This is a genomic window from Halocynthiibacter sp., from assembly GCF_049608145.1.
GTDB lineage: Bacteria > Pseudomonadota > Alphaproteobacteria > Rhodobacterales > Rhodobacteraceae > Halocynthiibacter.
On the sequence record NZ_JBMYXF010000065.1, the window covers coordinates 1 to 13,569 of the forward strand.

Annotated in this window: 15 protein-coding genes; 9 read left to right on the forward strand and 6 right to left on the reverse strand. The window is 54.0% G+C overall.

The features are described 5' to 3' along the window. Positions 1-126 precede the first annotated feature (126 nt). Positions 127-903, forward strand: coding sequence for an exodeoxyribonuclease III (gene xth / locus ACPGUT_RS14400; RefSeq protein ID WP_423992512.1), 777 nt, complete (start codon positions 127-129; stop codon positions 901-903). Positions 904-948: 45 nt separating this feature from the next. Then, positions 949-1,821: an FkbM family methyltransferase gene (locus ACPGUT_RS14405; RefSeq protein ID WP_423992514.1), complete on the forward strand. Its 873-nt coding sequence runs from the start codon at positions 949-951 to the stop codon at positions 1,819-1,821. Between the two features lie 78 nt (positions 1,822-1,899). On the opposite strand, the gene ACPGUT_RS14410 is transcribed toward ACPGUT_RS14405, so the two are convergent. Together ACPGUT_RS14410 and dksA are read right to left on the reverse strand one after the other, a co-directional pair. Then, positions 1,900-2,346: a c-type cytochrome gene (locus tag ACPGUT_RS14410; RefSeq protein WP_423992516.1), complete on the reverse strand. Its 447-nt coding sequence runs from the start codon at positions 2,344-2,346 to the stop codon at positions 1,900-1,902. 158 nt (positions 2,347-2,504) lie between these two features. Next, positions 2,505-2,927 carry an RNA polymerase-binding protein DksA gene (gene dksA / locus ACPGUT_RS14415; RefSeq protein WP_423992518.1) on the reverse strand — a complete coding sequence of 141 codons (423 nt, stop codon included), beginning with the start codon at positions 2,925-2,927 and terminating at the stop codon, positions 2,505-2,507. A 241-nt stretch (positions 2,928-3,168) separates the two neighbouring features. Here dksA and ACPGUT_RS14420 point away from each other — a divergent pair, with 241 nt between their 5' ends. The 7 genes from ACPGUT_RS14420 to ACPGUT_RS14450 all read left to right on the forward strand — a co-directional run bounded on the left by ACPGUT_RS14420 (position 3,169) and on the right by ACPGUT_RS14450 (position 8,523). Further along, the gene (locus ACPGUT_RS14420) at positions 3,169-4,008 is read left to right on the forward strand and encodes an AAA family ATPase (RefSeq protein WP_423992520.1); all 840 of its coding nucleotides are present in this window, start codon (positions 3,169-3,171) and stop codon (positions 4,006-4,008) included. A gap of 8 nt (positions 4,009-4,016) precedes the next feature. Then, positions 4,017-4,469: an N-acetyltransferase family protein gene (locus ACPGUT_RS14425; RefSeq protein ID WP_423992522.1), complete on the forward strand. Its 453-nt coding sequence runs from the start codon at positions 4,017-4,019 to the stop codon at positions 4,467-4,469. Between the two features lie 219 nt (positions 4,470-4,688). Beyond that, positions 4,689-5,978 carry a DUF2927 domain-containing protein gene (locus tag ACPGUT_RS14430; RefSeq protein WP_423992524.1) on the forward strand — a complete coding sequence of 430 codons (1,290 nt, stop codon included), beginning with the start codon at positions 4,689-4,691 and terminating at the stop codon, positions 5,976-5,978. Beyond that, positions 5,978-6,148 carry a hypothetical protein gene (locus ACPGUT_RS14435; protein ID WP_423992526.1) on the forward strand — a complete coding sequence of 57 codons (171 nt, stop codon included), beginning with the start codon at positions 5,978-5,980 and terminating at the stop codon, positions 6,146-6,148. The genes ACPGUT_RS14430 and ACPGUT_RS14435 overlap by 1 nt, the downstream gene beginning before the upstream one ends. Further along, positions 6,149-7,333 (forward strand): vWA domain-containing protein, encoded by a 1,185-nt coding sequence (locus tag ACPGUT_RS14440; protein WP_423992528.1) that lies wholly within the window; start codon positions 6,149-6,151, stop codon positions 7,331-7,333. A 3-nt stretch (positions 7,334-7,336) separates the two neighbouring features. Then, positions 7,337-8,032 (forward strand): M48 family metallopeptidase, encoded by a 696-nt coding sequence (locus ACPGUT_RS14445; RefSeq protein ID WP_423992530.1) that lies wholly within the window; start codon positions 7,337-7,339, stop codon positions 8,030-8,032. A 143-nt stretch (positions 8,033-8,175) separates the two neighbouring features. After that, the gene (locus ACPGUT_RS14450; RefSeq protein WP_423992532.1) at positions 8,176-8,523 is read left to right on the forward strand and encodes a hypothetical protein; all 348 of its coding nucleotides are present in this window, start codon (positions 8,176-8,178) and stop codon (positions 8,521-8,523) included. On the opposite strand, the gene ACPGUT_RS14455 is transcribed toward ACPGUT_RS14450, so the two are convergent. The 4 genes from ACPGUT_RS14455 to ACPGUT_RS14470 are packed head-to-tail and all read right to left on the reverse strand — an operon-like array spanning position 8,524 to position 13,452. Further along, the gene (locus ACPGUT_RS14455) at positions 8,524-9,072 is read right to left on the reverse strand and encodes an RSP_2648 family PIN domain-containing protein (protein WP_423992534.1); all 549 of its coding nucleotides are present in this window, start codon (positions 9,070-9,072) and stop codon (positions 8,524-8,526) included. Further along, positions 9,072-10,286, reverse strand: a complete 1,215-nt coding sequence (locus tag ACPGUT_RS14460; protein WP_423992536.1) for an RSP_2647 family RNA methyltransferase — start codon at positions 10,284-10,286, stop codon at positions 9,072-9,074. The genes ACPGUT_RS14455 and ACPGUT_RS14460 overlap by 1 nt, the downstream gene beginning before the upstream one ends. Before the next feature lie 43 nt (positions 10,287-10,329). Next, entirely contained in the window at positions 10,330-10,617 is a 288-nt protein-coding gene (locus tag ACPGUT_RS14465) for a hypothetical protein (protein ID WP_423992538.1), read from the reverse strand. A 30-nt stretch (positions 10,618-10,647) separates the two neighbouring features. Beyond that, entirely contained in the window at positions 10,648-13,452 is a 2,805-nt protein-coding gene (locus tag ACPGUT_RS14470; protein ID WP_423992540.1) for a glutamine-synthetase adenylyltransferase, read from the reverse strand. Between the last annotated feature and the right edge of the window lie 117 nt (positions 13,453-13,569).

Sequence of the window (13,569 nt, forward strand, 5' to 3'; positions counted from 1 at the left end):
TATGCAGATCTTATGCATATTCTATGCATACAGTGGGAACGGTTGGTTCAATCCGCATTAACCCGCCCTTCCCCTTGCAATACCAACAAAACCCGTTGAAATAGGAGAGCACTAAGGGAGAGCGTCATGATCATCGCCACATATAATATCAACGGCATCAAAGCCCGGCTGAACGCGCTGACAAATTGGTTGAACGAACGCAACCCCGATGTCGCGATCCTTCAGGAAATCAAATCTGTCGATGAAAACTTCCCGCGCGAGCACTTTGAGGACATGGGATATCAGGTTGAAACCCATGGGCAGAAAAGCTTCAACGGGGTTGCGATCCTGTCGAAACTGCCGCTGGAAGATATCCGCCGGGGCCTGCCTGGCGACGACAGTGATGAACAGGCCCGCTGGATAGAAGCAACCGTCATGGGGGAAAAAGCCGTGCGTATCTGTGGGTTATATCTGCCAAACGGCAACCCCGTGCCCGGCCCGAAATATGATTACAAACTGGCCTGGATGGAACGTATGGATGCCCGCGCGCGCCAGTTGCTGGAATTCGAAGAGCCCTTCCTGATGGCGGGCGATTACAACATCATTCCCCAGGCTGAAGATGCAAAACATCCGGAAAACTGGACAGAAGATGCGCTGTATCGCCCCGAAAGCCGCGCCGCCTGGCGCCGCCTGCTGAACCTTGGCTTTACGGACGCCCTGCGTGCGCGCAATGCGGCCCCTGAAACCTATTCATTCTGGGATTTTCAACGTGGATCCTGGAACCGCAATGATGGCATCCGCATTGATCATTTCCTGCTGTCGCCGGATTGCGCTGATCTTTTGCAAGATTGCCAGATTGATGCCGAGATCCGTGGCCATGAAAAACCCAGCGACCATGTGCCTGTCTGGGTAGAGCTCGGTTAGGCTACATTGAACAAGCCTCAGAAACACGAAAAGGGAATTAACTTCATGTCAGCTCTCACCGCCTATCTGGCCAAACAACATCTGCAAAAAATACAACCAGATTACCTAAAATCACACCCACAAGTCGCCCATTTTGCATTCGACTTGATCGGGTCCCACATTGAGCTATATGGTCGCTTTGAACATTCAGAACTCACCTTTCTCGAGACCCATATTTTCCCAAAAATCAGTTCAGATACTACCTGTCTGGACGTAGGTGCGAATATCGGAAATCACAGCCTGGCCTTTTCCCGTTTTTTTGATCAAGTTTTCGCTTTTGAACCAAACCCACAGACATTTCAACTTCTGAAATACAATGCCAGTCTTACCGAGAATATTCGGCCTGTGAACTGCGGTCTGTCTGACAGAACGGCAACGGATACCGCGACCATTCCTCTGGGGAATAATGGCGCGGGACATCTGGGAAGCACACCAGACACCCCGGACACGAAAACGATTTCCTTTGATCTCCGCCAACTCGATACCATGGCAGATATTCAAGCTATCGACAGGATTGGCTTTCTGAAGATTGATGTCGAAGGTCACGAAAAAGAAGCCTTAACTGGCGCCGAAAACACAATACGAAAACACCAGCCCGTTATTGCGATCGAAATCCTGGGACATCAAATTCCAGATGGTACTTCCGATACATTACAATATCTCGAAACACTGGGGTACACGCATTTTTATCAGCTTCGGGATAATCGCCCCCTGAGGAATGCCCCTACCCCTGTTGCACGGCTCGCTACGGCCCTGAAAGCACTTGTAACTGGCCGGCCACCAAAAAAATCGTTTTCACCAGAGCCGTTGAAAATGCTGCCGGGAAAAAATTATCCAATGATAATTTGCTCTTCGGACGCGCTTTGGGACGATCTCTAACGCCACCGGACGCCCCGTTCCAGGAGCAAATACGCTGGCCTGACAAGGAGGCCCGGACACGAATCCGAGCCTCCTTGCTTACTCTGAAAAACCTGCGAGATAAGCTGCGATATCTTCGCCACCCTGGGCGAAACGCACGCTCATGTTCACGCGCAGGCTGTCATCCCCGGTAAATTCACGCACAAATCCAATAGGATTTTTGATGAATTGGGCCAGGTTTTCTTCGTTCCAGACCAAGCCAGCGGCCCCGGCCTGTTTCATTGCATCGGTATACATCCCCACGGGCAGACGCGGCCCGCCATTGAGATAGTCGTTTTCCGTTCCAGCAGCACGACCAATGACACCAAACAGGTTTGGCCCTGTGATCCCGCCATCAACCAGAAGATTGTTTTGCGTATCCACGATGACATGGCAGGCAATACAACGTCGGAACAACTGTTCCCCTTTTGCCGGATCCCCTTCTGCAACAGCAGCATGTCCCGCAAGCACGCCCAAAAGCGTCGCGATAATTCTTATCGGCTTCATTTTTCCCTCATACCATAAACGTTACGCATCCCCGCGCACACCCTGAGGGTGAACCATAATATAAAAATTCCCGTTTTGATTTGGATCAAATATCTGCAAGCAAACACAAAAAGAGCCGGATCAAATCCGGCTCTTTTATGTATTCTATCGTTCAGAGATCAGCTGTCGCGATGCACTTTTTCGCGGCGCTCATGACGTTCCTGTGCTTCCAAGGTCATGGTTGCAATCGGACGCGCATTCAGGCGTTTCAAAGAAATCGGTTCACCGGTTTTATCACAGTAACCGTATTCGCCTTCTTCAATTCTGCGCAGCGCACTGTCGATCTTATTAACAACTTTGCGTTCGCGATCCCGCGTCCGCAATTCCAACGCGCGGTCTGTTTCTTCAGACGCCCGATCCGCAACATCAGGAATATTGCGTGTGTTGTCCTGAAGAGCTTCAATTGTATCTTTATTGCCTTCCAGGATATCTTCTTTCCAGGCAATCAGTTTACGTCGAAAATATTCCAGTTGGAGATCATTCATGAACGGCTCATCTTCAGCCGGTTGATAATCCTCTGGCAAGAAAACTTCAGCTTTCATACCTGCTCCCGTTAATAAATTATCGCCGGGGGCATGACAGTTCAGTGATCGGAGGTCGTCACCCTCCAGGTCCCGAGTCCGCCTTCCGGCTCCCTCTCTAGTGCCTGCATTACGCGATACGAATAAGATTGTCTACCAACAGTTCCCTGTGAGTTGTAGAGAATTTCACATCTGCTATGTTCATCACAAATTTCCCCCGGGGATCCCCGCTATTTTGCCTCTGAAAAAGGTCCGAACACAGATGAAATTCACCGGAACAAAATCCTATGTCGCAACCGACGATCTGACCGTGGCTGTCAATGCCGCAGTTGCCCTACAACGGCCTTTGCTTGTGAAAGGCGAACCCGGCACCGGCAAAACAGAATTGGCGAAACAGGTTGCAGACGCCCTGTCCCTGCCCATGCTGGAATGGCACATTAAATCCACGACCAAGGCGCAGCAGGGCCTGTATGAATATGATGCGGTATCACGCCTGCGCGACAGTCAACTTGGGGATGAACGCGTTCATGATGTGAAGAACTACATTCGCAAGGGGAAACTGTGGCAGGCTTTTGAAACAGAACAAAAATCCCTGTTGCTGATTGATGAAATTGACAAGGCAGATATCGAATTCCCGAACGATCTTTTGCAGGAACTCGATAAGATGGAGTTCCATGTATATGAGACCGGTGAAACCGTAAAAGCGGTGAATCGCCCGGTTGTGATCATCACCTCAAACAACGAAAAAGAACTGCCTGACGCGTTTTTGCGTCGCTGTTTTTTCCATTACATCCGCTTCCCGGATATGGACACAATGCGCAAAATCGTCGAGGTCCATCACCCCGGCATTAAAGAAAGCCTGCTGACCCAGGCGCTGACGCAATTCTATGAAATCCGCGATCAGGCCGGGCTGAAAAAGAAACCATCCACATCTGAAGTTCTAGATTGGTTGAAACTATTACTTGCGGAAGATCTTTCTGCTGCAGATCTGAAATCCGATGCCACATCCGCGCTGCCGCGGCTGCATGGGGCTTTGTTGAAAAACGAACAGGATGTGCATTTATTTGAACGTCTGGCCTTTATGGCCCGCAGCCAGCGCTGAGATCTGATATGAGCACTTCAAAAGTTAAAATTCGCCCGTTGGTCCCTTCAGATGAGGCAGATTGGCGGCGTATGTGGCGCGGATATCTGGCCTTTTACGAAACGGAGTTGCCTGAAGAGATCTATGCGTCGACCTTCGCACGCCTTCTGGGAGATGACCCGCAGGATTTCACCTGCCTGATTGCAGAACATGATGGCAAAGCGGTTGGTCTGACCCATTTCCTGTTTCACCGCCACGCGTGGAAAGTTGAAAATGTATGTTACCTGCAAGATCTCTGGGCAGATTCAGAGGTGCGCGGACTGGGGATTGGTCGCGCCTTGATCGAAGCGGTTTACGATGCTGCGGATCAGGCAGGAAACCCAACCGTTTACTGGCTGACGCAACATTTCAACAGCGACGCGCGTAAATTATACGACCGGATCGGGGTTTTAAGCGATTTCCTGAAATACCAGCGCCCCTGACACGAAACCTACAACTTTTCGTAACTTGACCTGCCGCTTCTGTCATTACGCCGCGCAGGACCTATATTAAAAGAAACGCCTTTCCGGGCATACCGGGGGGCACAGCAGAACAAAGGCATATCTGTGCAAAATATTATTCACATATCCAGACGGATCTGCGGCGTTGCCCTTTTGACCGGGGCCATTTCCGGCTGTGTGATGACCCAGTCTCAGGGGAACATGCCCACGACCGAAACCTGGCCCGCCATGCAGCGTTTCGAAAACAGCCCGCCCCCGGGACCAACACGATCCAACCGCGCGCTGGCCGAAGATTTCCTGAACCTCAGTTTTCAGCTGGAAAACGGCGAAACCCTGCCCGTGATGACCCGCCTTGAAGGGCCCATCACCCTGCGCACCGCCGGCCCTGTCAGCGCCGTAACCCGTTCTGATCTAAGTGCACTTTTGCACCGCATCCGTGCCGAAGCCGGTGTATCAATCACCGAAGTGACACCCCCACAACCTGCGAATATCACAGTGGAATTTGTGCCCGCATCCGCCGTGCAACGTATCGTGCCTTCTGCCGTTTGTGTGGTGGTGCCCGGTGTCAGCGGTTGGCAGGAATATCAACGCCAGAACCGTGCAGATCGCGGGGCCTGGACCAGATTACAGAAACGCGAGACCCTGTCTGTGTTCGTGCCTCAGAACCTGGCCCCACAGGATATACGCGATTGTCTGCATGAAGAATTGGCCCAGGCGCTTGGGCCTGTGAATGACATGTGGCACCTGCAGGATAGCGTGTTCAATGACGATAATTTTCATGTGGTTCTGACACGGTTTGACATGCTGATGCTGCGGATCACTTATGATCGCGCTTTGCGATCGGGCTTGACCCGGGCGCAGGTGGCGGCCCGCCTGCCCGCGATTTTGGAACGCATCAACCCCGAAGGCAGTTACAGCGCCGGTCGCGGACAGCCCGGACAGGCCCCCGCCCGCTGGCGCGATGCCATTGAAACTGCACTGTATTCCACCGCGCCCGCCCGCAAACGCCTGGCTGCGGCACAGGATGCGATTGCCGCTGCGCAGACGCAGGAGCCGCAACTTTTGGCTTTTGCGCATTATGTTCAAGGGCGGCTTCTTGCCGGGCGTGATGGCCAGGCTTCGCTAAACGCATTGCTGAACGCTGGCAAAATCTATGACCAGACACCGGGCGCGCAATTGCAGGCCGCCCATGTTGCCCATCGCCTTGCATTTGAGGCCCTGAAAGCCGGAAACACCCAGGATGCCATTCGCCTGATTGACGGCGCGCGCCCCATCATAGAAAAGGCACAGAACGCAATCGTTTTGTCGTCTCTTCTGATGCTGAAAGCCCAGGCCTTTGAATATGAAGGCCGTCTGGCCGAGGCACAGACCCAGCGTCAGGCCGCCATTGGCTGGGCACTGTATGGGATTGGCGATCCGGCAACCATCAACAGGCGCCTGCGCGATATCGCGTCCCTGCCCCCGGCGCGCCCCGCAAACGGAGAAATCTGATGTTTATTTTTGGCTTTGGCTTTATCGGCGCCTTCCTTGGTGCACGCCGCGCCACCCGTCTGAACGGCGCACGGATCGACAAGATCTGGCTGGGTGGTGTTTTTGGCCTGCTGGGTATGATCCTGGGCCTTTTGGTGACTGTGTTTGTAGAACGCATGGGGCTTTTGTAAATGTTCCTGCCTTTCTTTGAAAAGCTGCGTGACGAAGGCGTGCCGGTGTCCCTGCGCGAATATCTCAGCTTTCTGGAAGGCATGAAGGCGGGGCTGACGATCTATGATCCGGAAGGGTTTTATTACCTTGCCCGCACCATCATGGTGAAAGACGAACGTCACTTGGATCGCTTTGACCGGGCGTTTTCCGCAAGCTTTTCCGGGATTGAAAATATCTCACTGGATCAGGTGATGGAAGCGGTCGATATCCCCGGTGACTGGCTGGAAAAACTGGCCGAAAAGCACCTAAGCGCCGAAGAAAAGGCCGAGATCGAAGCCCTTGGTGGGTTTGATAAGCTGATGGAAACCCTGAAAGAACGCCTAAAAGAACAAGAAGGGCGTCATCAGGGGGGGAACAAATGGATTGGTACAGCGGGCACATCGCCCTTTGGGGCCTATGGGTATAACCCCGAAGGCGTGCGCATTGGTCAGAACGAAAGCCGCCATCAACGCGCGGTGAAAGTCTGGGACAAACGCGAATTTAAGAACCTAGATGACAGTGTGGAACTGGGCACGCGCAACATCAAAGTCGCCATGAAGCGTCTGCGCAAATGGGCGCGTGACGGGGCGGCGGATGAATTGGATCTGGACGGCACCATCCGGGCCACGGCTGAGAACGGCTATCTGGATGTCAAAACCCGGCCCGAGCGGCGCAACGCAGCGAAGGTTCTGATGTTCTTTGATGTGGGCGGTTCCATGGATCCCTATATCAAGATCGTGGAAGAATTGTTTTCCGCCGCACGCACGGAATTCAAGCACCTGGAATATTTCTATTTCCACAACTGCCTGTATGAAGGTGTTTGGCGCGACAACGCCCGGCGCTGGAATGCGCAAACGCCAACCCATGAGATCCTGCGCACCTACGGGTCTGATTATAAATGTATTTTTGTGGGGGATGCGTCGATGTCCCCTTATGAGATTGCCTATCGTGGCGGCGCAAATGAACACTGGAACGAAGAACCGGGACAGGTCTGGTTGCAACGCGCACGCGAACAATGGCCTTCACATCTATGGATTAACCCCATTCCAGAAACACATTGGCGCTATACTCAATCCATCCGCATGATCCAGGAGATTTTTGAGGATCGTATGGTCCCCATGACCTTGAAAGGGATTGAAAGCGGAATGAAAGAGTTGTCACGTTAAGCTATGATCCGTTTTGCCCCCATCCTTTTGGCCCTGCTTGTGGGCATCGTTATGTACCGGTTTTCCGTGCGTCGCACGCATCAGATGCTGGATGAGAATTCGACTGAACTTGATGATCCGGTGCTGGAAACATGGACACGGAAGATGGCGCGTGCGCTGGATCTGCCGCGCATTCCCGTTTTCATCTATGAAATTGATCCGGTGAATGGCTTGGCCGCCCCAGATGGGCGGATTTTTATCACACGTGGGTTTTATCGAAAGTTTAAAGAAGGCGACGTCACAGGCGAAGAAATGGCCAGTGTGATTGCCCATGAGTTGGGCCATGTTGCCCTTGGCCATGCCCGCCGTCGCAGTATTGATTTTTCGGGACAAAACGCGATGCGCACAGCACTTGCAATGCTGTTCAACCGGATTATTCCGATCATTGGGCCCTGGATTGCTGGGCTTGTGATGAATCTGCTGCTGGCGCGTCTGTCACGAGACGATGAATATGAGGCAGATGCATGGGCTGCGGCGCTTTTGCATAAGTCAGGTATTGGCATAGCGCATCAGAAGTCGTTGTTTTCCAAGCTAGAAGCCCTGACGAAATCAAATGCGGGTACGATGCCCGCTTGGTTCCTGAGCCACCCAAAAACAGATCAGCGCATCGCAGCCTTGGAAACACTGGAAACCCGTTGGGCGAAAGCCGATCAACGATAAGATTATCGAACAAAAGATTTGCAGGCCTACGCAGCCGTTGCTAACAAATATAAACCCGTTCATTCACAATATAGCATCCTTGGGAGGCGCACCTGCAGTTCATCTTAATCCTTAGAGGAAGTTTCGTCTGTTATGCCGCTGGTGTGTCCATCATCTGGGGGCATTATGTTTGGAGGACACACTGGAATGATGCTGAGGGGCTTAGCAATTGGGAAATGCTTCTTGTATTTATGATCTACGGTGCCGTGATTGCCGCAATCATAACAGGCTTGATCATTTTTCTCTGGATCATCCTCGCGAAATTAAAGGTCACTGTGCATTTTGCAGCTGCCCTATTTAGCGGAGCCATTATCATTACATATTTATTTGGAGGGTTTCACAGAGAAATATCGGAGATCATTCTCCAATGCACCATGGGAACACTTGCAGGCGCATTGTTCTGGCTAACGGCGTTTGGCCCCTACCGGCGTATAGCCATGAATTTCGAATAATTACAGCCCTAAGGAAACAGCTTTTCCAAACCGTGGCAGGCGGGCTTTTTTGAATAATTTGCGGATTTCCCAGGGCTGACCTGACAGTTCTTCTGCTTTTGCGTGCACCTTATCTGCGATGCTTTGCATGATATCAGGTTTTGCGTGATGTAGACTGACAAGGAACCCATCCGGATCCTGACGTGTCAGCCCTTCTTCGGCCAGAATGCGTTGAGGAAAATCCTTTGCATTCATCGTGATAATCAAGTCGGCTGAGGCTTCGGACGCGGCGGCCAACACGTGAATATCATTTTCATCTGGCAGCCAATATCGCGCCATCCGGCCCTGATCCACACGCACAGATGCCCTAGGCCATTTGGCGGACAACAGGGCGATTTCCCCCCGTGCGATTGGTTCGCTTAGGGGGGCGACCCGTGCGGCCGCCCGCGCCCATTCTTCCAGGATGCGGGCAGACCAGATGGGTTCATATAGCCCCTGAGCTGCCGCGCCCATCAGCACTTCGCGCATCACCGTCGGATACAGAACACAGGCATCCAGAAGCGCGCGCATCAGCCGTCCAGACGCCAGAACATCGCTTTCAGATAGCCGCTTTCCGCCAGGGACGGGTGTTGTGGGTGATCTGGTCCGGCAGATCCTGTGTGCAACAGCTGCGCCTGACGGCCCGCTTTGCCAACACCGCGATCACAAGCTTCGCGAAACCGTGTTGCATCGGCGGCATGGGAACAGGAACACAGGCCCAGATAGCCACCCGGTGCCACCAATTGTGACGCAAGACGCGCCACACGTTCATATGCGCGCAGACCTTTTTCAAGGGCTGGCTTAGAGGGTGCGAATGCCGGTGGATCACAGATGACCACGTCAAATTTCACGCCATCCGCAACCATTTCTTCCATGACATCAAAGGCATCGCCCTTGCGGATCTCAAGGCGATCCGCGGCGTTCATGGCCTCAGCACCCTTTTGCGCCAGTTCAAGTGCAGGGGCAGAGCCATCCACACAAACGGCAGATTTGGCACCACCGGCAAGGGCTGCAAGGCCAAAGCCACCCACATGGGAAAACACATCCAGAACCGTTGCATCTTTTGACATGCGCGCGCCAAAGGCATGGCTTTCGCGTTGGTCAAAGAACAGGCCGGTTTTCTGACCGCCCAGCAAATCAGCCATATAGGTTGCGCCGTTCATTTCAACGGGGATCAGGCCAGAGACTTCGCCCAGAACCACGCCAGACACGTCATCAAGCCCTTCGGTTGCGCGCGCGCGGCCTGCCGCGTTTTTCACGATGTTTTTTACGCCATCGATCGCTGCCAGGGCCTCTTTCAACAGGTCAAAATGCATTTCGGCCCAGGCCGCATTTGGCTGCACAACGATGGTGTCACCGAAACGATCTGCGATCACACCAGGGAAGCCATCTGCTTCGGCATGGATGAGGCGGTAGAAAGGCGCGTCATACATATTTTCGCGCATCTTCACAGCACGTTGCACGCGATTGTTAAACCAATCCGCATCAATCGCAACATCCGGATCACGATCCAGCATACGGGCGACAATCTTGGATCCGGTGTTCACCGCAACCGTGCCCAAAGGCACACGATCATTGTCTTCAAGCGTGGCAATCGTGCCCGGGGCAAGCTTTTTGCTGCGCCGGTCAAGCACAAGTTCATTGGCCCAGACCCAGGGCGCACCAAAGCGAATGCGCCGCGTGTCCATTTTGGGTTTCATGCGGATTACCGGGCGATCAGCGGGGGAAGAGGTAACGTCAGTCATACGCCTCTCTTAATGGAAGTCCCGCGCCGCTGAAAGCCTTGTTTTATTCTTCCAGTGGCGGACGTGTTCTGGCCATGGCACCACCGCGCCGCCGGGGCTTTTTGCTGCCTGCCGACAAAGCCGCACGCAGAACAGCTGACATTGGGTGATCGGGTTCACCCAAAGCGTAATGATCGTGCAAATCTTGCAGGGCCTGTTTTTCGTTCACATCGTCCGCGCGCGAAATCGCCCAATCGAGGAAAACAGACCGACATTCGCCTTCTGTAATGCCATCCATGATGTAAACATCTTTGAACAATCCCTTCGGATCGATCTTTGTAAAATCAGGCATGGCTTCCTCCCGCTCTCCCCGAAAACTGATTCAGGCTGTGCTGGTCAGTATTCGGTCGAAAATCTCTGCAACCCGTGACTTATGCACCGCCAACTGCGACTTCAGCGCATCAATACCGACACTTTCGCAAGCTTGCAGCAGGAATTTGCGTCCACCTTCGCCAATTGTGGTTTCATCCAACGCCCCCGGTGTCAGCAGGCGTTCCGCCATTCGAAGGTTCCAGTTCAACGCACGGGCGGCGATCAAAGCATCGGCTTCCCCCGGTTGCAGCAATGGTTTTGCGTCTGTGATCTGGCCATCTGTGCCCCGCGCGTCGGACCGGGCCAGCAAGGCCAGAAGTTGCGCCAAAAGTTCGATATCCTGCAAAGCCCCCGGCCCGCGTTTCAGGTTCCAGCCGGCACCAGGTGGATATGCATCAGCCAGGCGCGCGCGCATGTCAGCCACGTCCTGAATGACCTTTGCCCCCCCAACATGTCCCGCAATCAGGTCACATCGAAAATTTTCAATCCGTTTGGCAAGTGACGGGCTGCCTGCAATCACCCGGGCGCGTGTCAGGGCCATATGTTCCCATGTCCAGGCCTCATCGCGCTGATAGGCCTCAAACGCATCAACCGAGGTTGCAACAGGGCCAGAACGGCCAGATGGGCGCAGGCGCATATCGACTTCGTACAAACGCCCTTCCGCCATTGGCGCCGTCAACGCCGTGATAAAGGCCTGTGTCAGGCGAGCATAATATGGACGGGTTGCCAGCGCGCGTTTTCCGGCCGCATTCCCCGCGCTTTCGTCAATGCCCTTTGCATCATAGATCACAAGAAGATCGAGATCAGAGCGGGCGTTCAGGGCCTGGGCGCCAAGTGATCCCATAGCGATCACCGCAGCGCCGCCCCCCAGATCACCCCCCGGAGGCGCGCCGTGTTTTCGTGTAAATTCGGCAATCACCAACGGCCAGAGTGCACGCACCAGTGCTTCGGCCAGATCCGCATATTCGCGCCCGGCCTCTGCGGCGGTGATCAGCCCGCGCAGGTGATGTACCCCGATCCGGAAATGCCATTCCTGCATCAATCGACGTGCCAGATCCAGCTGCGCTTCGTAATCATCTTTTTCGGCCAGATCATCCGAGATATTTGTAAAAAGAACCTCGGCCCCGGGCCATGTATCAAAGAAGGATCCGCCAATCACCGCATCCAATACTTTGGCGTTTTTGGACAGATAGGCCGCCAGCGCCGGGGCCGTTGCACAGATGTCCACAAGCAGGCTGATCAACTGTGGATTGGCCTCGAACAGCGAAAACAACTGCACCCCCGCAGGAAGCCCAGCGAGGAAACGATCAAACTGTGCCAGCGCTTCGGAAGGGTCTGCAGCTTTTTGCATCCGGGTCAGGATTTCGGGGCGCACACGGGCGAAGATTTCCTGAGCGCGCGACGTCCGCAACGCAGGATAGCCCGGCCATCTAGATAGAATTTCTTCTTCTGTTTCCGTAAGTTCCAAGGCGTCATTCGCCTTACTTCCATCCGGAGCAAAAAAGCCTTCTGTTACTTTATGCACCTCAAGAAGCTGATCCGTCAGGCGGGATTTGAACGCTTCGACATCCGCTTCGCCCATGAAACAGGCAAGCCTCTGAAACCCTTCATCAGAGGTCGGCAGGCTGTGGGTTTGCGCATCATTTATCATCTGCAGACGATGTTCGATCTCGCGGAATTGGCGATACCGGGTGATGAAAAGCTCTGTGGCCTCTGCCGGGACCCAGCCTTTGGCGGTAAGCGCCTGCAATCCCGCAACCGTTTCCCGCGACCGCAGGTCTGGGTCACGCCCACCTGCAATGATCTGGCGGGTCTGGGTGAAGAATTCGATTTCGCGAATGCCACCACGCCCCAGTTTCATATTATGCCCCGGCAAGGAAAATGCACCGCCCAGGCCTTTATGATCCCGAATGCGCAGGCGCATGTCATGGGCATCCTGGATCGCAGCGAAATCAAGATGTTTGCGCCAGATAAAGGGCGTCAGGCGTTTCAAATACCGCGCGCCGGCGACCAGATCGCCCGCACAGGGGTGCGCTTTAATATGTGCAGCCCGTTCCCATGTCCGACCTTCCCCTTCGTAATATCGTTCGGCGGCCTCCATCGACAGGCAAACCGGCGTGACAGACGGATCAGGACGCAGACGCAGATCGGTTCGGAAAACGTAGCCTTCCGCTGTCAGGTCGTTCAATGTTGCTGCCATTTTGCGTGTCGCGCGGATCAGAGACGCGCGTGCATCATGGTAATCTTCCGGGGCGTAACGTTCTTCGTCAAACACACAAATCAGGTCGATATCAGAGGAATAGTTCAGCTCTCCCGCGCCCATTTTCCCCATCGCCAGTGCGACCATTCCACAACCGGTTTCAAGGTCGTCCTGCGTCATACCCGGCAGTTTCTTGCGCCGGATTTCAGATGCCAAAGCCGCCTTCATCGCAAGATCGGTGGCCAGATATGAAAATTCCGTTAAAGCCCCAGTGACCTGTTCCAGCGTGTAAACCCCGCCCAGATCCGCAAGTGCTGTCAAAAGCGCAACGCGGCGCTTTCCACGGCGTAATTCATCCGGGATCTGATCATAGGAAACGTCGCGCAGACGGGTGTATTCCGCTTGCAGCACATCATCAGGATCGCCCTGCAAAGCGGCATGCAGCCAGTCTTGTTCTCGCGCCATCAACCCCAGAAGATAAGGCGAACACCCGCCCGCCCCCGCCAGCAACGGTTTCAGGTCCCCTACGGCGTCAGGAAACAATGCCAGCGCGTCAGCGCCACGATCTGGATCAAAGGGAATCGGATGGCGGGTCAGTCGGGATACAAAGTTCATATTAGAAATGTGCGTGATCCACAGGAATCGTCAAGCCATCTTCCCCCTGGCGCGGCAATCAGGTCCGGTTTTCCGGTTTTCCGGTTTTCCGGTTTTCCGGTTTTCCGGTTTTCCGGT